We start from the raw sequence: 24,362 nt of genomic DNA, 5'->3' as shown, positions 1-24,362 counted from the left end.
TCCCAGCAAACACTCGTTCGCTCATCTTCGGGGGCGGCGGACCGGCGCCACGCGCCTGACGCGGCACCGGGGGCGGCCAAGCGACGCGAATTTTTTAACATAACGATTACATAACAATCATGCCTTGAACAGCGCAGTTATGGCTACTCGACCGTAACCACCTGCATGCAGCAGGTTTGTTCACGGCGCCCGCGCGGCCGGTTCAACGCCGTGTTACCCAGGACACGGTTACCCGTGCGTAGAACTCGCCAGTAACCGATCGACATGCAAAAAGGGCACTGATCCTTATGACACTCTTAGTACAGCCGATGCGGTCCGCCGCCCCTCCCGCGCCATCGGGGCGGCCGCCGGCAACACACCGGCCAGCCGTCCTCCGGCTGTGATTCGACGGGGAATCGCGTTATGTAAGCAGGCCCATCCGTCGGGACCGGCCGAACGACCGAGATGTAAAGACGCAAGCAGGGGAGATACAGAAGGTGACGATCCACGAGCACGACCGGGTGTCCGCCGACCGCGACGGGACTGGCCCGCACAACACGGATGCTCTGGTCGACCGCCTGACGGCCGGCGAGTCCTACGCCATCGCCTTCGGTGGCCAGGGCAGCGCCTGGCTGGAGACCCTCGAGGAGCTGGTGTCCTCCGCGGGGATCGAATCCGACCTGGCGACCCTGGTCGGCGAGGTGGAACTCCTGCTGGAGCCGGTGGCCAAAGAGCTGGTCGTGGTGCGTCCGATCGGTTTCGAACCGCTGAACTGGGTCCGCGCTCTGGCGGCCGAGGATCCCGTCCCGTCGGACAAGCATCTGACGTCGGCGGCGGTGTCGATCCCCGGCGTGCTGCTCACCCAGATCGCGGCCGCGCGTGCCCTCGCCCGGCAGGGTATGGACTGGACCGCGACGCCGCCGGTGGCGGTCGTCGGGCACTCGCAGGGTGTGCTGGCCGTCGAGGCCTTCCGGGCCGCGGGGGCCCGCGACGTCGAACTGCTGGCCCTGGCGCAGCTCATCGGTGCTGCCGGGACGCTGGTGGCCCGCCGGCGCGGGATCTCCGTGCTGGGTGACCGGCCGCCGATGGTGTCGGTGACCAATGCCGACCCGGACCGCATTCGCCGGCTGCTCGACGAGTTCGCGCAGGACGTGCGCACCGTGCTGCCCCCGGTGCTGTCGATTCGCAACGGCCGGCGGTCGGTGGTCATCACCGGCACCCCGGAGCAGCTCTCGCGCTTCGAGCTGTACTGCCGGCAGATCTCCGAGAAGGAGGAGGCCGACCGCAAGAACAAGATCCGCGGCGGCGACGTCTTCGCGCCGGTCTTCGACCCGGTCCGGGTGGAGGTGGGCTTCCACACCCCGCGGCTGTCCGACGGCATCGACATCGTCGCCGGCTGGGCCGAGAAGGTCGGCCTCGATGTCGAGCTGGCCCGGAAGCTGACCGAGGCCATCCTGGTCGACGGCGTCGACTGGGTCGACGAGATCACGCGCGTTCACCAGGCCGGCGCGCGGTGGATCCTCGACCTCGGGCCCGGCGACATCCTGACCCGGCTGACTGCGCCGGTCATCCGCGGCCTCGGCATCGGCATCGTGCCCGCGGCGACCCGCGGCGGTCAGCGCAACCTGTTCACCGTCGGGGCCGTGCCCGAGGTCGCGCGCGCCTGGTCGACTTACGCCCCGACCGTGGTCTCGCTGCCCGACGGCCGTGTCAAGCTGTCCACGAAGTTCACCCGGCTGACCGGGCGGTCGCCGATCCTGCTCGCGGGCATGACACCGACCACCGTCGACGCCAAGATCGTCGCCGCCGCGGCCAACGCCGGGCACTGGGCCGAGCTGGCCGGCGGCGGGCAGGTGACCGAACAGATCTTCGCCGATCGCATCGAGGAGCTGTCGGGGTTGCTCGAGCCCGGACGCACCTATCAGTTCAATGCGCTGTTCCTCGACCCGTACCTGTGGAAGCTCCAGGTCGGCGGCAAGCGGCTGGTGCAGAAGGCGCGCCAGTCCGGCGCGGCGATCGACGGTCTGGTGATCAGCGCCGGCATCCCGGACCTCGAGGAGGCCGTCGAGCTGATCGGCGAGCTCAACGATGTCGGCATCAGCCACGTGGTGTTCAAGCCCGGCACGGTCGAGCAGATCCGCTCGGTCATCCGCATCGCGACCGAGGTGCCGACCAAGCCAGTGATCGTGCACATCGAGGGCGGCCGCGCCGGCGGCCACCACTCCTGGGAAGACCTCGACGACCTGCTGCTGGCGACCTACTCGGAACTGCGCTCGCGTCCCAACATCACCGTCTGCGTCGGCGGCGGCATCGGCACCCCCGAGCGGGCGGTCGAGTACCTGTCGGGGCGCTGGGCCGAGTCCTACGGCTTCCCGCTGATGCCGATCGACGGCATCCTGGTCGGCACCGCGGCGATGGCGACGCTGGAGGCCACCACCTCCCCGTCGGTCAAGCGGATTCTCGTCGACACCACCGGCACCGACCAGTGGATCAGCGCCGGAAAAGCCCAGGGCGGCATGGCTTCCAGCCGCAGCCAACTCGGGGCCGACATCCACGAGATCGACAACAGCGCCTCCCGTTGCGGCCGGTTGCTCGACGAGGTCGCCGGTGACGCCGAGGCGGTCGCCGAGCGGCGCGACGAGATCATCGCGGCGATGGCCAACACCGCCAAGCCGTATTTCGGCGACGTCGCGGAGATGACCTACCTGCAGTGGTTGCGGCGCTACGTCGAACTGACCATCGGCGAGGGCAATTCGACCGCCGACACCGCCGCACCGGGCAGCCCCTGGCTCGCCGACACGTGGCGCGACCGATTCCAGCAGATGCTGCAGCGGGCCGAAGCGCGCCTGCACGCAAAGGATTTCGGCCCCATCGAGACATTGTTTTCTGGTTCGACCGACTCCGACCTGCTGCAGAACCCCGACGAGGCGATCGCGACGCTGCTTGCGCACTATCCCGACGCGGAATCGGTGCAGCTGCATCCGGCAGATGTTCCGTTCTTCGTCACGCTGTGCAAGACGCTGGGCAAGCCGGTCAACTTCGTGCCCGTCATCGACAAGGACGTGCGGCGCTGGTGGCGCAGCGACTCGCTGTGGCAGGCCCACGACGCCCGCTACGACGCCGACCAGGTCTGCATCATCCCGGGCACGGCGGCCGTGGCCGGGATCACCCGGATGGACGAGCCCGTCGGCGAGCTGCTGGACCGCTTCGAGCAGGCCGCCATCGACGAGGTGCTGGCGTCCAACGGTCAGCCCCGGTCCGTCACCTCGCGCCGGCTGGGCCGCCCGGACGTGACCGGGCCGCTGGCCGTCGTACTGGACGCGCCGGACGTGCAGTGGGCCGGGCGCACGACCACCAACCCGGTGCATCGCATCGCCGACCCCGCTGACTGGCTGGTGCACGACGGGCCCCAAAGCCGCCGCGCCACACACTCTTCCACGGGCGCGCAGCTTTCCGTCGACGGCGAGCGCGTCGTCCTGAGCGTGCCGCTGTCGGGCACCTGGATCGACATCCCCTTCCAACTGCCCGCCAACACCGCCGACGGCGGCACCCCGGTGGTTTCCACCGAGGACGCCACGATCGCCATGCGCGCGGTCCTGGCGATCGCCGCGGGGGTCGACGGGCCGGACTTCCTGCCCGCGGTCACCGACGGGACGGCCACCGCGACGGTGGACTGGGACCCCGAGCGGGTCGCGGACCACACCGGCGTCACGGCCACGTTCGGCGAGCCGCTGGCGCCCAGCCTCACCACGGTGCCCGACGCGCTGGTCGGCCTCTGCTGGCCGGCGGTTTTCGCGGCGATCGGGTCGGCGGTCACCGACGCCGGCGTGCCGGTGGTAGAGGGCCTGCTGAGCCTGGTGCACCTGGACCACGCCGCCCACGTCGTTGGCAAGTTGCCGACGGTGCCGGCGCAATTCACCGTGACGGCAACGGCTGCGCGGGCCGTCGACACCGACATGGGCCGCGTGGTCGGAGTATCGGTGACGATCAAGTCGGCCGAGGGGGACCTGATCGCCGCGCTGACTGAGCGTTTCGCGATTCTCGGGCGCACCGGTACCGCCGAGCTGACCGATCCGGTCCGGGCCGGCGGAGCGGTGTCCGAGAACGCGACCGACACCCCGCGGCGCCGCCGCCGGGACGTCACGCTGGCCGCGCCGGTCGACATGCGCCCCTTCGCGGTGGTCTCCGGTGACCACAACCCCATCCACACCGATCGGGCGGCCGCGCTGCTGGCCGGCCTGGAATCGCCGATCGTGCACGGCATGTGGCTGTCGGCCGCCGCGCAGCACGCCGCGACCGCCACCGACGGTCAGGCCCGCCCGCCCGCGCGCCTGATCGGCTGGACCGCGCGATTCCTGGGCATGGTGCGTCCCGGCGACGAGGTCGACTTCCGGGTGGACCGCGTCGGAATCGACCGGGGCGCAGAGGTTTTGGAGGTGGCCGCGCGCGTCGGCTCGGATCTGGTCATGTCGGCGACCGCGCGGCTGGCCGCCCCGAAGACGGTCTACGCGTTCCCCGGCCAGGGCATCCAGCACAAGGGCATGGGAATGGAGGTCCGGGCCCGCTCCAAGGCCGCCCGCAAGGTGTGGGACGCCGCCGACAAGTTCACCCGTGACACGCTGGGCTTCTCGGTGCTGCACGTGGTGCGCGACAACCCGACCAGCATCATCGCCAGCGGTGTGCACTACAACCACCCCGAGGGCGTGCTCTACCTGACGCAGTTCACCCAGGTCGCTATGGCCACCGTGGCGGCCGCCCAGGTCGCCGAGATGCGCGAGCAGGGCGCCTTCGTCGAGGGCGCCATCGCCTGCGGCCACTCCGTCGGCGAGTACACCGCCCTGGCCTGCGTGACGGGCATCTATGAGCTGGAAGCCTTGCTGGAGATGGTGTTTCACCGCGGCTCGAAGATGCACGACATCGTGCCGCGCGACGAGCTCGGCCGCTCCAATTACCGATTGGCGGCGATCCGGCCCTCGCAGATCGACCTGCCCGACGACGAGGTTTCGGCTTTCGTCGCCGGAATCGCCGAGAGCACAGGTGAATTCCTCGAGATCGTGAACTTCAACCTCCGTGGGTCGCAGTATGCGATCGCCGGCACGGTGCGCGGTTTGGAGGCCCTGGAGGCCGAGGTCGAACGCCGCCGCGAGCTGACGGGTGGGCGGCGATCGTTCATCCTGGTGCCCGGCATCGACGTGCCGTTCCACTCGCGGGTGCTGCGCGTCGGCGTCGCCGAGTTCCGTCGTTCGCTGGAGCGGGTCATGCCGCGCGACGCGGACCCCGACCTCATCATCGGGCGCTACATCCCGAACCTGGTGCCGCGGCCGTTCACGCTCGACCGTGACTTCATCCAGGAGATAAGGGATCTGGTGCCGGCCGAGCCGCTCGACGAGATCCTGGCCGACTACGACACCTGGCGGCGCGAGCGGCCGGCCGAAATGGCGCGCACCGTGTTCATCGAGCTGCTGGCGTGGCAGTTCGCCAGCCCCGTGCGCTGGATCGAAACCCAGGACCTGCTGTTCATCGAGGAGGCCGCGGGCGGTCTGGGCGTCGAGCGGTTCGTCGAGATCGGTGTGAAGTCCGCACCGACCGTCGCCGGGCTGGCCACCAACACGCTGAAGCTGCCCGAATACGCGCACAGCACAGTGGAAGTGCTCAACGCCGAGCGCGACGCCGCCGTGCTGTTCGCCACCGACACCGACCCCGAGCCGGAGCCGGAGGAGGCGGCGGAGCCGGTCGCCGAGGCTGTCGCGACCGACGCCGCCGTGGAGGCCGCGCCCGCGCCGGTGCCGACCGCGCCGTCCGGAGCCGCCCGCCCCGACGACATCGGGTTCGACGCCGCCGACGCCACCCTGGCGTTGATCGCGCTGTCGGCCAAGATGCGCATCGACCAGATCGAGGAACTCGACTCCATCGAGTCCATCACCGACGGCGCGTCCTCGCGGCGCAACCAGCTGCTGGTCGACCTGGGTTCGGAGCTGAATCTCGGCGCCATCGACGGTGCCGCCGAGGCCGACCTGGCCGGGCTGCGGGCACAGGTCACCAAGCTGGCGCGAACGTACAAGCCTTACGGCCCGGTGCTTTCCGACGCGATCAACGATCAGCTGCGGACGGTTCTCGGCCCCTCGGGCAAGCGTCCCGCCGCCATCGCCGAACGGGTCAAGAAGACCTGGGAGCTCGGCGACGGCTGGGCCAAGCACGTCACCGTCGAGGTGGCGCTGGGCACCCGCGAGGGCGCCAGCGTTCGCGGCGGCGCGATGGGCCACCTGCACGAGGGCGCGCTGGCCGACGCCGCCTCCGTCGACAAGGTGATCGATGCCGCGGTCGCCTCGGTCGCTGCACGGCGCGGCGTCTCGGTGGCGCTGCCGTCGGCCGGCGGCGCGGGCGGTGGCGCGACCATCGACGCGGCGGCGCTGAGCGAATTCACCGACCAGATCACCGGTCGCGACGGCGTGCTGGCCTCGGCCGCCCGCCTGGTGCTGGGCCAGCTGGGCCTCGACGATCCGGTGAGCGTGTCACCGGCTGCCACCGATGCCGAGCTCATCGACCTGGTCACCGCCGAATTGGGCGCGGACTGGCCGCGTTTGGTGGCGCCGGTGTTCGACTCGAAGAAGGCCGTCGTGTTCGACGATCGCTGGGCCAGCGCCCGCGAGGACCTGGTCAGGCTGTGGCTGGCCGACGAGGGCGACATCGATGCCGACTGGGTGCGGCTCTCCGAGCGATTCGAGGGTGCCGGGCACGTCGTCGCGACCCAGGCCACCTGGTGGCAGGGCAAGTCGCTGGCCGCCGGGCGTCAGATCCACGCGTCGCTGTACGGCCGGATCGCCGCCGGCGCGGAGAACCCGAACCCGGGCCCCTACAGCGGCGAAACCGCCGTGGTGACAGGGGCTTCCAAGGGTTCGATCGCCGCGTCGGTGGTTGCGCGACTGCTCGACGGCGGCGCCACCGTCATCGCAACGACGTCGAAGCTCGACGACGAACGGCTGGCGTTCTACCGCGGGCTGTACCGCGACCACGCCCGCTACGGCGCCGCGCTGTGGGTGGTGGCGGCCAACATGGCGTCCTACTCCGACATCGACGCGCTGGTCGAATGGGTCGGCACCGAGCAAACCGAAAGCCTTGGGCCGCAGTCCATTCACATCAAGGACGCGCAGACACCGACGCTGCTGTTCCCGTTCGCGGCGCCGCGCGTGGTCGGGGACATGTCGGAGGCGGGTTCGCGCTCCGAGATGGAGATGAAGGTGCTGCTGTGGGCCGTGCAGCGACTGATCGGCGGGCTGTCGAAGATCGGCGCCGAGCGCGACATCGCGTCGCGGCTGCACGTGGTGCTGCCCGGTTCGCCCAACCGCGGAATGTTCGGCGGCGACGGCGCCTACGGGGAAGCCAAGTCGGCACTCGACGCGCTGGTGAGCCGCTGGCACGCCGAATCGTCGTGGGCGGCCCGAGTCAGCCTGGCGCACGCGCTGATCGGCTGGACCCGCGGCACAGGGTTGATGGGCCACAACGACGCCATCGTCGACGCCGTCGAGGAGGCGGGCGTCACCACCTACTCCACCGACGAGATGGCCGCGATGCTGCTCGCCCTGTGCGACGTGGAGTCCAAGGTGGCCGCGGCGAGCAAGCCGATCGAGGCCGACCTGACCGGCGGGCTGGGCGACGCCCAGCTGGACATGGCCGAGTTGGCCGCCAAGGCGCGCGAGGAGATGTCGGTCGAAGCGGCCGCCGACGACGACGGCCCGGCCGAGGGCACCATCGCCGCGCTGCCGTCGCCGCCGCGGGGATTCACCCCGGCGCCCCCGCCGGAGTGGGACGACCTCGACGTCGACCCCGCCGATTTGGTGGTGATCGTCGGCGGCGCCGAGCTCGGCCCGTACGGTTCGTCGCGCACCCGATTCGAGATGGAGGTCGACAACGAGCTGTCGGCGGCCGGCGTGCTCGAGCTGGCGTGGACCACCGGGCTGATCCGCTGGGAGGACGATCCCCAACCCGGTTGGTACGACACCGCATCCGGCGAGCTGGTCGACGAGGCGGAACTGGTCGAGCGCTACCGCGACACCGTGGTGGAGCGCTGCGGCATTCGTGAGTTCGTCGACGACGGCGCGATCGACCCGGATCACGCGTCGCCGCTGCTGGTGTCGGTGTTCCTGGAGAAGGACTTCGCGTTCGTGGTCTCGTCGGAGGCCGACGCGCGCGCCTTCGCCGAGTTCGATCCGGAGCACACGATCATCCGGCCGGTGCCCGACTCGAGTGACTGGCAGGTCATCCGCAAGGCCGGCACCGAGATCCGGGTGCCGCGCAAGACCAAGCTGTCGCGGGTCGTCGGCGGCCAGGTGCCGACCGGGTTCGACCCGACGGTGTGGGGCATCAGTCCCGACATGGCGAGTTCCATTGACCGCCTTGCGGTCTGGAACATCGTCGCGACCGTCGACGCGTTCCTGTCCGCCGGCTTCAGCCCGGCCGAGGTGATGCGCTACGTCCACCCCAGCATGGTGGCCAACACGATGGGCACCGGCATGGGCGGTGGCACGTCGATGCAGACGATGTACCACGGAAACCTGTTGGGCCGTAACAAGCCGAACGACATCTTCCAGGAGGTCCTGCCGAATATCGTTGCCGCGCATGTGGTCCAGTCCTACATCGGCAGCTACGGCGCCATGATCCACCCGGTCGCCGCGTGCGCGACCGCGGCGGTGTCGGTCGAGGAGGGCGTCGACAAGATCCGGCTCGGCAAGGCCGAAATGGTGGTCGCCGGCGGCATCGACGACCTCACGCTGGAGGGCATCATCGGCTTCGGTGACATGGCGGCCACCGCCGACACCGGCATGATGCGCGGCCGGGGCATTCACGACTCGAAGTTCTCGCGACCCAACGACCGTCGCCGGCTCGGCTTCGTCGAGGCTCAGGGCGGCGGCACCATCCTGCTGGCGCGCGGCGACCTGGCGCTGAAGATGGGGCTGCCGGTGCTGGCGGTGGTGGCCTTCGCGCAGTCCTTCGGCGACGGCGTGCACACCTCGATCCCGGCCCCGGGCCTCGGGGCGCTGGGCGCGGGCCGCGGCGGCAAGGAGTCGCCGTTGGCGCGGGCGCTGGCCAAGCTCGGCGTGGGCGCCGACGACGTCGCGGTGATCTCCAAGCACGACACGTCGACGCTGGCCAACGATCCCAACGAGACCGAGCTGCACGAGCGGCTGGCGGACTCGCTGGGCCGCTCCGAGGGCGCGCCGCTGTTCGTGGTGTCGCAGAAGAGCCTCACCGGTCACGCCAAGGGCGGCGCGGCGGTCTTCCAGATGATGGGGCTGTGCCAGATGTTGCGCGACGGGGTGATCCCGCCCAACCGCAGCCTGGACTGCGTCGACGACGAACTGTCCGGCTCCGCCCACTTCGTGTGGGTGCGTGACACGCTGCGGCTCGGCGAGAAGTTCCCGCTGAAGGCGGGGATGCTGACCAGCCTCGGGTTCGGCCACGTGTCCGGCCTGGTGGCGCTGGTGCACCCGCAGGCGTTCATCGCCGCGCTGGACGCGGATCAGCGCGCCGATTACCAGCGGCGCGCGGATGCCCGGCTGCTCGCCGGGCAGCGCCGGCTGGTCTCGGCCATGGCCGGCGGCCCGCCGATGTACCAGCGGCCGCCGGGCCGTCGCTTCGACCACGACGCGCCGGAGAAGCGCCAGGAGGCGGCGATGCTGCTGAATCCGGCCGCCCGGCTCGGCGAAGACGAGGCTTTTGTCGTATGACGTCGCCGATCCGATAACCTGGCCAGCCATGGGCATTGTCGGAGTGGGGATCGATCTCGTCTCCATTCCTGATTTCGCCGAGCAGGTCGACCAGCCGGGCACCGTCTTCTCCGAGACGTTCACGCCGGGCGAGCGGCGCGACGCCTCGGACAAGAGCTCGTCGGCCGCGCGTCACCTGGCCGCCCGCTGGGCTGCGAAGGAGGCGGTGATCAAGGCGTGGTCGGGCTCCCGGTTCGCCCAGCGGCCCATGCTGCCGGAGGACATCCACCGCGACATCGAGGTGGTCACCGACATGTGGGGCAGGCCGCGGGTGCGGTTGACCGGTGACATCGCCAAGCACCTGGCCGACGTGACGATCCACGTGTCGCTGACGCACGAAGGGGATACCGCGGCCGCGGTCGCCATCTTGGAGACTCCTTGAGCGCGAGCAGACACAAAAGCGCCGCGACACGCCGGGAAGCAGGGGCTTTTGTGTCTGCTCGCGAGATAACGGAGCGCGTGCGCGACGTGTTGCCGTCGGTGCGCCGCGATCTCGAGGACCTGGTGCGCATCGAATCGGTCTGGGCCGACCCGGGCCGGCGCGACGAGGTGCACCGCAGCGCGCGGGCGGTGGCGGACCTGTTGTCGCAGGCGGGTTTTGGGGACGTGCGCATCGTCAGCGAGGGCGGCGCGCCGGCCGTCATCGCGCGGCATCCGGCGCCGCCCGGGGCGCCGACCGTGCTGCTGTACGCGCATCACGACGTGCAGCCCGAGGGCGACCCCGGCCAGTGGGCGTCGCCGCCCTTCGAGCCCACCGAACGCGGCGGGCGGCTCTACGGCCGCGGCAGCGCCGACGACAAGGCCGGCATCGCAACGCATTTGGCGGCGTTCCGGGCGCACGGCGGCCGGCCGCCGGTAGGCGTGACGGTCTTCGTCGAGGGCGAGGAGGAATCCGGCTCGCCGTCGCTGGGCCGGTTGCTCGCCGCCCACCGGGACGCGCTGGCCGCCGACGTGATCGTCATCGCCGACTCCGACAACTGGAGCACCGACGCCCCGGCGCTGACCGTGTCGCTGCGCGGGCTGGCCGACTGCGTCGTCGAGGTCGCCACCCTCGACCACGGGCTGCACTCCGGCCTGTGGGGTGGCGTGATTCCCGACGCGCTCAGCGCGCTGGTGCGGCTGCTGGCCAGCCTGCACGACGACGACGGCAACGTGGCGGTGGAAGGCCTGCACGAAACCGACGTCGCCGCACTGAATTTCCCGGACTTTCCGGCCGAGCGGGTTCGCGCCGACTCGGGCCTGTTGGACGGCGTGTCCGAGATCGGCTCGGGCCCGGTGCCGCAACGGCTCTGGGCCAAACCGGCGATCACCGTGATCGGCATCGACACCACTCCCGTCGACGCCGCGTCCAACACCCTGATCCCGCGGGCGCGGGCCAAGGTCAGCATGCGCGTGGCGCCCGGCGGCGACGCGGCGGCGCATCTGGACGCACTGACCGCGCACCTTCAGCGGCACGCCCCCTGGGGCGCGCGGGTCACCGTGACCCGTGGAGAAATCGGCCAGCCCTATGCCATCGAGCCCACCGGCAAGGTCTACGACGCCGCGCGGGCCGCGTTCCGCGAGGCGTGGGGCGCCGAGCCGATCGACATGGGGATGGGTGGCTCCATCCCCTTCATCGCCGAGTTCGCCGCCGCGTTCCCGCAGGCCAAGATCCTGGTCACCGGCGTCGAAGATCCCGCGACGCAGGCGCACAGCATCAACGAGAGCCTGCATCTGGGCGTGCTGGAACGCGCGGCGGTCGCCGAGGCGCTGCTGCTGGCGGGCCTGAGTTAGAGCAGCGCAGCCGTGGCCGGTGACCACGAGTTTTGTTTCTGCTGAGCGCTTTCCGCGGCGCGCCTTCAGATACCGAGTTCCTGTTTGATCTGCGGCCAATAGCCAAACGCGTCCGGAGTGATGAAGGCCCAGTCGTGTGTTTCGCCGGCGGCCAGTACGAAACTGATCGGAGCCCCTTGGGCGGCGGCTTCTTGCTGCAGGACCAACACGTCGGGTGCGGTGATGTCCTGGGTGCCCGCGTAGACCGTGGTGGGCGGGAGCCCGTTGAGCGGCCCGTTCAGCGGGCTCACCTCATAGTTGTTGGCGGGCAGATTGCCCGCCCACTGCTTGGCGATCTGTTGAATGGTCGAGACGGGGGGCAGCCAGGAACCCCGGATCGACCCGATGCTCGGATTGCTCCAGGATAGGTCTACCGGGGGAGACAGCAACACCATCGATGCCGGCACCGTCTCGTTGTTGACCACCAGGTACTCGACAGACGCGAGCGCGATGTTTGCTCCCGCCGAGTCCCCGAGCACGCTGACGTGGGACGCGCCGTGGGCGGCGATTTCCGAGGAGATCAGGCCCGCCATCTTGGGCACCACCACACCGGCGGTGCCGCCCTGCTGCACCAACGGGTAGATCGGCACTTCGATGGTCGCGCCGGTCTGGTGGGCCATCGCCGTGTAGGCGAGCCAGTGGAAGATCAAGGGCGGAAAGATACCCGCACCGCCGTGAATGGCCACCACGTAGTTGCCGTCTGGATGGGCCGGGGTGATCTGCACGACGCTCATGCCGTCATACGTGGTGTGCTGGACGGTTTCACCGAGCAGCAGCGTCAACAGCTTCGGTGGGGAATTGCCAACCAACAGCGATAGTGGCGGGGCGTTGCTGGCAAGCAGCGCGAGAAGGGGCGAATTCGGCATCACAAACTGGCTGTCGATCACGGGCAGGTTCATGAAAGCCCCCACCGCCCGCAATATCACCGCGTCTTCCAACCTGGTCAGCGGTGACGGTGTGCCGGTGAAGGTCCCTGGCTGCGTTGCCGAGAATGGCGGTTCAGCCGGCGTCCCGAAAATACCGGTGACCAGCGTGTTTCTCGCCAGCTGAATTTCCTGCTGAACGAGGACGAAGGTGTTTCCGAGGGCGGGCGCGTTGAGCAGGGCCTGGATCTCCTGTTCGAGGGTCTGCGCGGGGCCGGCCGCCAGCGCCACCACGCCGGCGGCCTCGGCGCCGGCGTAGGAGCCCGCAGTCGCCTGCACCGCCCGCACAAACTGGTCGTGAAACGCCGCCGCCTGCGCACCCAGTGCCTGAAACTGCCGGCCGTGGGCGGAGAACACCGCCGCAATGGCCGCCGACACCTCATCCTCGGCCGCGGCCAGCACCCCCGTAGTCTGGGCCGCCGCCGCCGCGTGCGCTGCGCTGAGCGCCGAGCCTATTGTCGCCAAATCCGTTGCGGCCGAAGTCATTATCTCCGGCGCCGCGATGACGTACGACATGTCGGTCCACCTTCGAGCCAGCCCCTGGTTGTCGCTAGCCCCGGCGGTCCTCCACCCGTCAGAACAGGATGCTCAATTGTCCCGCGGTGCTGCGATGCGGCATAGAGTAAACGGCTACTCGATTTCCTCGCGCCGGCGCGGCGGTGGCCGTAACTCGACTAGAGCGAAAGGTCGCGCCGAAGTTTGGCGACGTGGCCGGTGGCCTTGACGTTGTACTGCGCGACGGCGATTTTGCCCTTCTCGTCGACCAGGAACGTCGAGCGAATCACGCCGGTGACGGTCTTGCCGTACATCTGTTTTTCGCCGTACGCGCCCCAGGCCGTCAGCACTTTGCGGTCGGGATCCGACAGCAGCGGAAACGTCAACTTTTCGGCATCCCGGAACTTGGCGAGCTTCTCCGGCTTGTCCGGCGAGATGCCCACCACGTCCACGCCGGCGTCGTTGAGGTCACGGAGGTTGTCGCGAAAGTCGCAGGCCTCCTTGGTGCATCCGGGGGTGGAGGCGGCGGGATAGAAGTACACGATGACGCGGCGTCCCTTGAAGTCGGCCAGTGACACCTTGTTGCCATCGGCGTCCGGCAGGCTGAACGAAGGCGCCTTGTCGCCAGGGGCGAGTCGCGTGGTCTCGGTCAACGTAAGTCCCTTCTGTTCACCGCGGCGTCGGGGTTATCCCCGGCTGATCTAGGGTAGTTCCGGCAGGTGCACTAGCCGGAAATGGGTGACTTGGAGGACAGACACGTGGCGGACCGGGACCCCGAGGCCATCAAGCGGGACATCGATGTGGCCCGCGACCAGCTGGCGGCCACCGTCGATTCACTCGCCGAGCGGGCCAACCCTCGCCGCCTCGCCGACGACCTCAAGGCGCGGGCGGTGGAATTCGTGAAGAAGCCGGTGGTGATCGCCTCGCTGGTCGGCATCTCCTCGGTCGTCGTGATCGTGGCGGTGCGCAGGATCAGGGACCGCTGAGGTCGGGATATCCCGCTCCCAGTGCAGCAAGTAGCGGGTGTTGATTATCGCGCCGCTTTGGCGGCTTCGCGCCGAGCCTTCTCTTTCACGTGGGCCGAGCAGCAATGTCCCAGATCGCAATGGAACCGGTCACTGCATTCATGCGAACAATAGACTGATGCGGCCGGAAGCCAATCCGGGTCGGACAAGTCACGCCGTCGGTCGTTGGGATCGAAAGTATGGCCGCAATGTACGCAGGTCTTGACCTTGGTCTTGGTAGCCATGTCGGTCAGCGTACGCGCCGAGGCCCTGAATCTGTGCTGGTTTCAGACCCGCGGCGAACAACCGGCGTCCGTGCAAACCGGCTGCCCCTAGCGAATCCTTTCTGAAACCAAATCAGCCTGGTTCGATCCTCGCTGTCGCCGCGGTTCGACACGACCGCGCGGCCATCTCGATGACACCGACGGCCATGAGGTCGACACACAGCAAGACCAGTGCTGTGCAGCGAAATCGATTGTGGCGCGGCATGATTCAATGCCGCCGACTCAAACGACCGTCCCCGAGAGCTTTCCGCCTCACCGCACGATCGTGTGTGTCCCTTGTAGAGCGTCGCCATGTGCTGTCTGTGCGGGACAAGTGGCGTGGTGGCGCGCCGATCCGTGGTGACGGCGCACCGCGCAGGAATTAACGCGGCAGGCATCGCGTTGGCTAGCGGTGGTGCGGGCGACGAGATGCCTAAATAATTAGCCCGTCGCGCATTCCTATCGGGGGGGACGGTGTTGACGCTTCTCAAGCGGGCATGGGTTGGGCTGGTCGTCGTCGTGGCGGTGGTCATCGGCGGCGTCGCGGTGGACCGTCTCAGCGGCGTCTTTCCCGGACCCGGCCTACCCAAGCCCGACCCGCGCGATGCGACCCCGCCCTACGCGGCCAAGACCGCGGTCTACGAAATCCTGGGACCACCCGGGACAACCGGCGTCGTCAACTGGATGGATGCCGACGCCCAGCCGCAGCAGGCGAACTTCACCACGTTGCCGTGGTCGCAGACGATCGTTGCGGAAATGCCCGGCATCTTCGCCTACGTGGTCGCCCAGGGCGACAGTCCCTCCATCGGCTGCCGGATCACCGTCGACGGCAAATTGGTCGATCACCAACAGGTCAACACGCGTGATGCGCAGGTTTCCTGCTTGGACAAATCCGCGTGACCGTCGACACGAGCGACACGAGCGACACGGACCAAATACCCGTCGCGCAGCGCGCCGAAGTCGAGCACAAACCGCGCCTGGCCCGCACCATCCGGGTCCTGGCGCTGCCGATCGTGGTGATCTGGCTGCTGATCGCGGTCGGCGTCAACGTCTTCGTCCCACAGTTGGAGAAGGTCGCCGAGGATGTCTCGGTGCCACTCTCGCCATCCGACGCGCCGTCGGTGACCGGGATGAAGCACATCGGGGAGAAATTCAAGGAGTACGACTCCGACAACCTCGTCCTGGTGACCTTGGTCGGCGACAAGCCTCTGGGCCAAGACGCCCACCGGTATTACGACGATCTGGTCAAGAAGCTGAAGCAGGACACCGAACATGTCGAGCATGCGCTCGACTTCTGGGGGCAGCGGTTCACCGCCTCGGGTGTCGAGAGCTATGACCACAAGTCCGCCTACGTCCAGGTCAACCTGCGCGGTGACCAGGGCGGCGCCGTCGGCGACAAGTCGGTTGACTCGGTTCGCAAGATCGTCGGGGACTCCAAGCCGCCGCCGGGGGTGAAGGCCTACGTCGCGGGTCAGGGAGCCCTGACCGACGACACGATCGTCGTGGGCAACGCGAGCCTGTTCAAGATGACGATCATCACCATCGTGATCATCGCGGTGATGCTGATGTTCGTCTATCGGTCCGTCGGCACTGTGCTGCTGACGATGGTGATTCTGTTCGTCGGACTGGCCACCGGCCGAGGCGTGGTGGCGCTGCTGGGCGACACCGGCATCATGGGGCTGTCGACCTTTGCCGTCAACCTGCTGACGGCACTGGCCATTGCCGCGGGTACCGACTACGCGATCTTCATGGTCGGCCGCTACCAGGAGGCCCGCGAGCGGGGACTGGACCGTGAAGCCGCCTACTACGACACCTTCGCCGGGGTCAGCAAGGTAGTGCTGGGTTCGGGTTTGACGATCGTCGGGGCGCTGGCATGTCTGCATTTCACGCGGCTGCCCTACTTCAGTTCGCTGGCGTTTCCGTGCGCGATCGGTCTGCTGGTGGTGGTGGCCGCCGGGGTGACCCTGACGCCGGCCCTGATCGTGGTCGCGAGCGGCTTCGGATTATTCGATCCGAAGCGGAAGTTCAACTACACCCGGTGGCGTCGCCTGGCGACGGCCATCGTGCGGTGGCCGGCACCCATCCTCGCCAGCTCCGTCATCCTGGCGATCGTCGGCGCCATTGGGTTGATGGGCTTCAACCCCCGCTACAACGACTTGTACTACCTGCCCAAGAGTGCCTCGTCGGTCCAGGCGTACGACGCGGCCGATCAACACTTCACCCAGGCGCGGCTGAACCCGGATATTCTGATGATCGAATCGGACCACGATCTGCGCAACCCCACCGACATGCTGGTGCTGGACAAGATCGCCGGAGCCATTTTCCGAGTGCCCGGCATCGAACGGGTGCAGAGCATCACCAGGCCCCTCGGGCCACCGATCCAAGATGGGTCCGTGCCGTTCCAGCTCAGTGTGCAAACCGCGCCGATCCGCGACAACCTCGACTACCTGAAGGCCCGCGTCGGCGACATCAAGAAAATCACGGGCTTCCTCGACACCCAGATCGCCCTGTTGGAGCGCCAGTACGCGGTGACCCAGAAGCTCGCGGACGCCGCGGACGACAGCTCGAAAACCACGGCGGAGACGGCGGCCATCACGGACGAGATCCGGGACCACATAGCGGATTTCGACGACTTCTGGAGACCGATCCGCAGCTACTTCTACTGGGAGCGGCACTGCTACGACATCCCGATCTGCTGGTCGTTACGGAGCCTGTTCGACGCCGTGGACGGGTTCGATCAACTGGCCGAAAAGTTTCACGCCCTCACCGGCGACCTCAACCACACGGCTGCGGCCACACGCGAATTGCTGGCCATCATTCCGGAGAATATCGCGACCTCGAAGGCAATCAGGGATACCACCCTGACCATTTACAGCACATTCGACAGCCTCATCGATCAATTCGACCGGCTGACCGATACGAACGCCGTGATGGGCAAGTCGTTCAACGACTCTCAGATCGAGAGCCTGTTCTACCTGCCGCCCGAGATCTTCGGCAACCCGGACTTCCAGCTGGGACTGCGGTTGATGGTGTCACCGGACGGCAAGGCCGCCCGCTTCATCATCACTCACGCGGTGGATCCGGCGACGACGCAAGGAATCTCGTCCGTCGACAAGGAACGCCAAGCGGCCAAGGAGGCGCTGAAACTCACCTCGTTGCAGAACGCCGACATCTACCTCGGCGGTACGGCCGCGACGTTCAACGACATCGCCAACGGCGCGAAGTTCGACCTGATGATCGCCGGGGTGGCCTCGATCGTGCTGATCTTCATCATCATGGTGCTCGTCACCCGCGCCTTGGTCGCCGCGGGCGTGATCGTCGGCACGATCGTGATGTCGCTGGGGGCCGCGTTCGGGTTCTCGACACTGATCTGGCAGCACCTTCTTCATTTCCAGTTACACTGGGTGGCAACCGAATTCGCGCTGATCGTGTTGTTGGCCGTGGGTTCGGACTACAACTTGATGCTGGTGTCCCGAATCGAGGAGGAGATCGGGGCGGGCCTGAAAACGGGATTGATCCGCGGCATGGGTCTCACCGGCCCGGTGGTGACCGCCGCCGGTCTGGTGTTCGCGGTCACCATGGCCACGATGATCACCAGCGATCTCCGGGCGATCGGCCAGTTCGGCACGACGATCGGGCTCGGCCTGATGTTCGACACCTTCGTCGTGCGATCGCTCATCACGCCGTCGATCATGACGGTGATGGGACGCTGGTTCTGGTGGCCGAAGCGCGTACGAGTCCGCCCGGCCAGCCAGATGCTTCGGTCCGTCGGGCCGCGCCCGCTGGTTCGTGCTCTGCTCCACCAGCCCCGGCACGCGGTGCCGCCGGGTCCGCAAACCTAGCATCCGGCACAGGACCCGCCGAGATGCGCCTGTCAAGTGCGCCGTCAGGGTTTCGAACCCCGGACCCGCTGATTAAGAGTCAGCTGCTCTACCAACTGAGCTAACGGCGCCGTGTACGGCCGAGACCGCGTAGGCGACAATAACAGGCGTCCTGCCGCCAAGCGAAATCCCGATGTCGTCCAGGATACCCGTCGAGCGGCGGGTCGACGGCCCCTACCCGGGTGGCGCGGGAAAGGTCTTGTTCGCCAAGGACTGTCAAAAAAGCGTCCCGCAATAAGGGGCGCGCTCGACGCTGAACGCGGCATCGAGGTCCCGCAGCGCACCGGGACGCAGCTCGGTGATGCGGTCGGCTCGCGCCAGTTGGGACACGCGGTGCGCGCCCATATAGATCGTCGCCAATTCGGCCAGACCGATCTCGATGTCCGCGGGCCCGTCATGCGGCGTGCATTTACCCGTGCCGTCGCGGGTCTGGAGCAGGAATCGCCCTCCCGCGAGGTTGAGCGGGTCTGTGACGTCCAGCACGACGTCGGTGTCGGCGGAGTAAACCCGTGCGCCAAGGACTTCGGGCACATCGTTGATCCGCACCCACAGAAAATCGCTCACGCCGGCGGTCTGCGCGGCGCGCTGGTCGCGCAGCTTGAGGGGCAGCGCGTCGTCGACCGGCACGTCGATCTCGATGTTGTCGAACATCTCCAGCGCCAGCAGACTCTGCAGCAGCTCGCTGTGGGCCTCGCCCGTGATCGAGAAGAAGTCCTCGACGATCACCGAGCCGAATGGCGGCCGAAAGGCGTGTTTGCCCGCGCCGATGACGCGGTAGGCCAGAAAGCCGTCCGGATGGACGGTGAAGTTCAGGGCGGATCCATTGCCGCGCTGCGTGGGCCTGTCCTCCAAAAAGTCGGCCCACCATGCGTCGTCGCGTTCCACCGCGCCAGCGGTCGCCGCGCACCACCGGTCGTAGATTTCGGGCAGGAGGCGTCGCGCCTCCTCGGCGTTGACCTCGCGCGCCCGGCTTCCGCTCGGAGCGGCGCGCAGCTTCGCGAAGCGGCGGTCGATGGAGTAGGAGCGGGTGTAGCTCGCCACACCGGCGCCAAATCCGTCGTACATCGCGGTCTGGGTCGGCACGCCACAGACGACCGGGTAGCCCCGCTCCAGCAGCTTTCCCAGCCCTTGGGCGCTGAGCTGTGCCCAGATGCCCGTTCCCTGGTGGGTCGATGCGACGGCGATCATCGTCAGCCACGCCGCGCGCAGGCTGCCGCCACCGGGCACGGTGAGCCGCGCGCGGTAGATGATGGACGTCCCCACCAGGATCGGATTCTCCGGGTCGGACACATCCTCGGCGACGAGGATGTCCTCGAGTTCGACCCGGCGTTTCCAGGCTTCCACGGCGCGCGGGTCCACCGGATCCCCGAACGTGCGGGCCTGGTTCTCATAGACCGCCTGCCAGTCATCTTCGGTTGGATGTCTGATCGTGATGGCGTCGTCCCTCGTGTTCATCGCTCATCCAATCTGCTTGTAGCCCAGCCGAACCGGCGCTCCCCCCACCGAATCCGCTTACCGGGGATCGCTCGCGTCCGATACCCGGGTGGTTGGCCGCCAAACCCCGAGTCGCGCCGCGGCGGGTCAGACCGGCCCTGTCTGGGTATAGCGATACCCCATGCTGCAAGGAATCACTCGGCTTGCCATCGCCGCGCCGCGCCGCATCATCGCGGTCACGGTCCTGCTCCTGCTGGGGGCGGCAGTCTTCGGCATCCCGGTGGTCAACAAGCTGTCGGGCGGCGGATTTCAGGACCCGACGTCGGAGTCCGCGCGGGCGACCGCCGTGCTCAGGGACCGATTCAACCAAACCGACCAGCAGATGGTGATCGCGGTGACGGACCCCACCGGCGCCCGCAGCGATCGTGCGCGCCAGGTCGCCAGCGACATCGTCGACCATCTGAAACGGTCGCCGTGGGTCTTGAACGTGTCCTCGGCGTGGACGGACGCGCCGCGGGTCGCCGCCCAGCTGATCAGCAAGGACCACACGTCCGGGCTGATCGTGGCCGGCCTGAAGGGCGGGGAGAACGACGCCCAGAATTACGCCGGCACGCTCACCCGCGAACTGGTGCACGACCGCGCCGGCGTCACCGTGCGCGCGGGCGGCATGGCCGTTGCGTATGCCCAGATCAACGACCAGAACGCGCGCGACTTGATGCTGATGGAGTCCATCGCGATTCCGCTGAGCTTCGCGGTGCTGGTGTGGGTGCTGGGCGGTGTGGTGGCGGCGGCGCTCCCGGTCGGCATGGGCGCCCTCGTCATCGTCTGCACCATGTCGGTATTGCGGCTGATCAGTTTCGCCACCGACGTCTCGACGTACGCCCTGGACCTGAGCATCGCGATGGGCCTGGCCCTGGCGATCGACTACAACCTGCTGATCATCAGCCGCTACCGCGAGGAGCTGGCACGGGCCGCCGACGGGGAGCAGGAGCTGTTGCGGGCCATGGCTCGAGACCGGGCGCTGTTCCGGACCATGGCCACCGCCGGCCGCACCGTGCTGTTCTCGGCGACCACCGTGGGGTTGTCGATGGCGGTGATGGCGCTGTTCCCGATGTACTTCCTGAAGTCGTCCGCCTACACCATCGTTGCCGCCGCGGTCATCGTCGCGCTCGCCTCCGTCGTGGTGACGCCGGCGGCGATTGCGCTGCTAGGTCCCCGGCTGGACGCGCTGGATTTGCGCCGGTGGTTCGCTCGCCGGGTGCCGCCCCGGGCGCCGTCGTGGCGCGACCACGCGCACAAGCCGGTCTACTCGCTGTTCTGGTACCGATCGACCAAGTTCGTGCTGTGCCACGCCCTGCCGGTCGGGCTCAGCGTCGTCGCGTTGCTGCTGTTGCTGGGCGTCCCGTTCCTCGGGGTGAAGTGGGGCTTTCCGGATGAGCGCGTACTGCCCCGGTCCGCGTCGGCGCGCCAGGTCGCCGACATGCTGGACAACGATTTCGGCAACGGGTTCGGAACCTCGGTGTCCGTCGTCGTCCCCGACGCCCAGGGCGTGACGCCCGCCGACCTGGAGCGCTACGCCGCGGACCTGTCCCGGGTGCCCGACGTCTCCGCGGTCACCGCGCCGACCGGGACATTCGTCGGCGGATCCCCGGCGGGGCCGCCAGCCGCGGCCACCGGCATGGCCGACGGCAGCGCGTTCCTGACCGTGGCCACCACCGCGCCGCTGTATTCGCAGGCCTCGAGCACCCAGCTCGACCGCTTGCACGCGGTCCCCGGGCCGGCGGGGCGATCCGTCGAGATGACCGGTCTGGCGCAGATCAACCGCGACAGTGTCAACGCGATCACCACTCGGCTTCCGATGGTGCTTGCACTGATCGCCCTCATCACCTTCACGCTGCTGTTCTTGCTCACCGGCAGCGCGGTGCTGCCGCTGCAGGCGCTGGTGTGCAACGTGTTGTCGTTGACGGCGGCGTTCGGCGCGATGGTGTGGATCTTCCAGGACGGCCACCTCGGCGCGCTCGGGACCACACCCAACGGGACCCTGAACGCCAACATCCCGGTGTTGTTGTTCTGCATCGCGTTCGGGCTGGCCATGGACTACGAGGTTTTCCTGGTCTCGCGGATCCACGAGTACTGGCTCGCCTCTCCGCTCGCCCGGGAAGCGCGCCCGAATCCCGCCGAGGCGCACGCCGTGACCGACGAGAGCACGGCGCTGGGACTGGCCGGCATCGGCCGGGTGGTCACCACCGCCGCGGTGGTGATGTCGATTTCGTTCGCCGCGCTGATCCCCGCGCACGTGTCCTTCATGCGCATGCTCGGTCTCGGCCTGACACTTGCGGTGCTGGCCGACGCAACCCTGGTCCGGATGGTGCTGGTTCCGGCATTCATCCACGCGCTTGGCCGATGGACGTGGTGGGCGCCCAGGCCGCTGTTCTGGCTGCGCGAACGGTTGACGACCGGTGAAGCGGCCGCGGCCGCGGTGGGGCGGCGGCGCTTGGCCGCCGATGAGCACGACCCGCGGCAGCCCCTGATCAAGCGGTGGCCCACGAGGGCCGTGACCGACCGTGGTTAGCGCCGCCCTGCTCGCCACGGGTTCCGCGCTGTGCATCGCCGTCGGCGACGTCCTGCAGCAGCGGGCAGCGCACTGCATCACCGACAGGTCGGTGGGCCACATCGAATTGTTCGCCCGGCTGCTGCGCAACCGGCGGTGGTGGTGGGGAGCCCTGCTGCTCGTCGCGAGCATCGCGTTGCAGGCGGCCGCGCTGGGGCGGGGATCGGTGCTGCTGGTGCAGGCGCTGTTGATGCTTTCGCTGCTGTTCGCGCTGCCCGTCAATGCCAGGTTGTGGCATCGCACGGTGAGCGCCCGCGAGTGGATCTGGGCCGGGTTGCTGACCGCCGCCGTGATCGTGGTCGTCATCGTCGGCAATCCGCAGGCCGGACGGTCGAGTGCCGCCCTGGGAGCGTGGGCCGTGGTGGCCGCGGTCCTGGCGCCGCTGCTCGTGACGTGCGTGTCGGCAGGCCGAATTCGGGGTGGTGCCGTGGCCGCCACGCTGTTCGCTTTCGTGTCGGGATCGCTGTGGGGGGTTTTCGCGGTGCTGACCAAAGAGGTCGTCGCCCGGCTTGGCGACGGCGGATGGGCGGCGGCCCGAACCCCCGAGTTCTACGCCTGCGTGCTGGCGGCGGTGGGCGGTGTGGTGTGGAGCCAGGCGGCGTTCCGGGCGGGGCCCCTGACCGCCTCGATGCCGACCCTGCAGGTGTCGCAGCCCGTGGTGGCCGCGGTCCTGGGCGTTGTCGTCCTCGACGAGACGCTCGACAACGGTCGCGCCGGAATGATCGCCCTGGGCGCGGCCGCGGTGGTGATGACGGCAGCCATCGTCAAACTCGCGCGCGTCGAGGCCGTCGCGACCCGCGATCGGGTCGACGCCCGGCGGCGACACGCGGTCAGCCAACCGGTGTAACGGTTGAATCGCTGAACCGCCCATGTCGCGTCGTGGGCGGCCGAAAAGCCATTACAATGCTTCCACTGTTTCTGGTCAGCGGTGACCACACGATGCCGATCGAATTGGAAGGTCACTCGATGACCCCTTTGCGCAAACGCCGACCGTGGCTGGTTGCCGCCATGGTCGTGTTTGCTGTCGTCGGCGTTGCGTGCAGCAGCACCCACACCGCCGCGCCGGCGAAGGTCATCTTCGACAAGGGGACGCCGTTCGGCGACCTGCTGGTGCCGAAGCTGACCTCCTCGGTCAACGATGGGGCCGTCGGCGTCACCGTGGATGCGCCGGTGACGGTGAGCGTCGCCGACGGCGTGCTCGGCTCGGTCACCATGGTCAACGAGAACGGCAGGTCGATCAGCGGTCAGCTCAGCCCCGACGGGCTGCGCTGGTCGACGACCGAGCAGCTGGGCTACAACAGGCGCTACACGCTCAACGTCAAGGCGCTGGGCCTGGGTGGCGCCGCGACCCGCCAGATGACCTTCCAGACCAGCTCGCCGGCCCACCTGACGATGCCCTACGTCAACCCCGGCGACGGCGAGGTCGTCGGCATCGGCGAGCCCGTGGCGATCCGCTTCGACGAGAACATCGCCAACCGCGCCGCGGCCCAGAAGGCCATCGTCATCACCACCAACCCGCCCGTCGAGGGTGCGTTCTACTGGCTGAACAATCGCGAAGTGCGTTGGCGCCCAGAGCATTACTGGAAGCCGGGCACGGCCATCGACGTGGCGGTCAACACCTATGGCGTCGATCTGGGCGACGGGATGTTCGGCGAGGACAACGTCAAGACGCACTTCACGATCGGCGACGAGGTGATCTCGACCGCCGACGACACCACCAAGATGGTGACCGTGCGGGTCAACGGCGAAGTGGTCAAGACCATGCCGACGTCGATGGGCAAGGACAGCACCCCGACCGCCAACGGCGTCTACATCATCGGTGGACGCTTCAAGCACATCATCATGGATTCGTCGACGTATGGCGTTCCGGTCAACTCGCCCAACGGGTATCGCACCGAGGTCGAGTGGGCCACGCAGATGTCGTACAGCGGCGTCTTCGTGCATTCGGCGCCCTGGTCGGTCGGCGCGCAGGGTCACACCAACACCAGCCACGGGTGTTTGAACGTCAGCCCGAGCAACGCGGAGTGGTTCTACGACCACAGCAAGAGCGGCGACATCGTCGAGGTCGTCCACACTGTGGGGCCGACGCTGCCGGGCACCGAGGGACTGGGCGACTGGAACGTCCCGTGGCCGGTGTGGAAGGCCGGGAACGCCGACACCTGACGAGCTTTCGGCGCAGGTCACGTTTCATTCACG

General features: G+C 68.3%; 12 protein-coding genes and 1 tRNA gene. 9 read left to right on the top strand and 4 right to left on the bottom strand.

Annotated elements, in window-relative coordinates:
• Nucleotides 1-476 precede the first annotated feature (476 nt).
• Genes A5705_RS14380 through A5705_RS14370 form a run of 3 tightly spaced genes read left to right on the top strand, consistent with a single transcriptional unit; the run spans nucleotide 477 to nucleotide 11,516 of the window.
• Nucleotides 477-9,704, top strand: coding sequence for a type I polyketide synthase (locus A5705_RS14380; protein ID WP_068278243.1), 9,228 nt, complete (start codon nucleotides 477-479; stop codon nucleotides 9,702-9,704).
• Nucleotides 9,705-9,732: 28 nt separating this feature from the next.
• Nucleotides 9,733-10,125, top strand: coding sequence for a holo-ACP synthase (locus A5705_RS14375; RefSeq protein WP_067876104.1), 393 nt, complete (start codon nucleotides 9,733-9,735; stop codon nucleotides 10,123-10,125).
• Nucleotides 10,122-11,516 carry a dipeptidase gene (locus A5705_RS14370; protein ID WP_197521271.1) on the top strand — a complete coding sequence of 465 codons (1,395 nt, stop codon included), beginning with the start codon at nucleotides 10,122-10,124 and terminating at the stop codon, nucleotides 11,514-11,516. Before A5705_RS14375 ends, A5705_RS14370 begins: the two co-directional genes overlap by 4 nt.
• 65 nt (nucleotides 11,517-11,581) lie before the next feature.
• Here the strand turns inward: A5705_RS14370 and A5705_RS14365 are convergent, their stop codons facing one another.
• Complete coding sequence (locus A5705_RS14365) at nucleotides 11,582-12,994, bottom strand: PE domain-containing protein (protein ID WP_068278240.1); 1,413 nt, start codon at nucleotides 12,992-12,994, stop codon at nucleotides 11,582-11,584.
• A 158-nt stretch (nucleotides 12,995-13,152) separates the two neighbouring features.
• A complete protein-coding gene (gene bcp, locus A5705_RS14360; RefSeq protein ID WP_068278238.1) occupies nucleotides 13,153-13,626 on the bottom strand; it encodes a thioredoxin-dependent thiol peroxidase in 474 nt (157 codons plus the stop codon).
• Between the two features lie 105 nt (nucleotides 13,627-13,731).
• Here bcp and A5705_RS14355 point away from each other — a divergent pair, with 105 nt between their 5' ends.
• The 3 genes from A5705_RS14355 to A5705_RS14345 all read left to right on the top strand — a co-directional run bounded on the left by A5705_RS14355 (nucleotide 13,732) and on the right by A5705_RS14345 (nucleotide 18,082).
• Complete coding sequence (locus tag A5705_RS14355; RefSeq protein WP_067876598.1) at nucleotides 13,732-13,959, top strand: DUF3618 domain-containing protein; 228 nt, start codon at nucleotides 13,732-13,734, stop codon at nucleotides 13,957-13,959.
• A gap of 758 nt (nucleotides 13,960-14,717) precedes the next feature.
• Nucleotides 14,718-15,140 (top strand): MmpS family transport accessory protein, encoded by a 423-nt coding sequence (locus tag A5705_RS14350; RefSeq protein ID WP_197516917.1) that lies wholly within the window; start codon nucleotides 14,718-14,720, stop codon nucleotides 15,138-15,140.
• Nucleotides 15,137-18,082, top strand: a complete 2,946-nt coding sequence (locus A5705_RS14345) for an RND family transporter (RefSeq protein WP_068278237.1) — start codon at nucleotides 15,137-15,139, stop codon at nucleotides 18,080-18,082. Before A5705_RS14350 ends, A5705_RS14345 begins: the two co-directional genes overlap by 4 nt.
• Before the next feature lie 37 nt (nucleotides 18,083-18,119).
• Here the strand turns inward: A5705_RS14345 and A5705_RS14340 are convergent.
• Both A5705_RS14340 and A5705_RS14335 read right to left on the bottom strand, forming a co-directional pair.
• Nucleotides 18,120-18,192, bottom strand: a tRNA-Lys gene (locus A5705_RS14340).
• A 145-nt stretch (nucleotides 18,193-18,337) separates the two neighbouring features.
• Nucleotides 18,338-19,576 carry a GNAT family N-acetyltransferase gene (locus A5705_RS14335; RefSeq protein WP_068278236.1) on the bottom strand — a complete coding sequence of 413 codons (1,239 nt, stop codon included), beginning with the start codon at nucleotides 19,574-19,576 and terminating at the stop codon, nucleotides 18,338-18,340.
• 160 nt (nucleotides 19,577-19,736) lie between these two features.
• Here A5705_RS14335 and A5705_RS14330 point away from each other — a divergent pair, with 160 nt between their 5' ends.
• The 3 genes from A5705_RS14330 (at nucleotide 19,737) to A5705_RS14320 (ending at nucleotide 24,329) form a co-directional block, all read left to right on the top strand.
• Nucleotides 19,737-22,127: an MMPL family transporter gene (locus A5705_RS14330; protein WP_068278235.1), complete on the top strand. Its 2,391-nt coding sequence runs from the start codon at nucleotides 19,737-19,739 to the stop codon at nucleotides 22,125-22,127.
• Nucleotides 22,120-23,013 carry a DMT family transporter gene (locus A5705_RS14325; RefSeq protein WP_068278233.1) on the top strand — a complete coding sequence of 298 codons (894 nt, stop codon included), beginning with the start codon at nucleotides 22,120-22,122 and terminating at the stop codon, nucleotides 23,011-23,013. Before A5705_RS14330 ends, A5705_RS14325 begins: the two co-directional genes overlap by 8 nt.
• A gap of 92 nt (nucleotides 23,014-23,105) precedes the next feature.
• Entirely contained in the window at nucleotides 23,106-24,329 is a 1,224-nt protein-coding gene (locus A5705_RS14320; protein ID WP_156738306.1) for an Ig-like domain-containing protein, read from the top strand.
• Nucleotides 24,330-24,362 lie beyond the last annotated feature (33 nt).

The organism is Mycobacterium sp. E787 (genome assembly GCF_001668725.1).
Taxonomy (GTDB): domain Bacteria; phylum Actinomycetota; class Actinomycetes; order Mycobacteriales; family Mycobacteriaceae; genus Mycobacterium.
The sequence above is the reverse complement of the archived record's forward strand: the minus strand, read 5'-3'. Positions and strand labels throughout refer to the sequence as shown.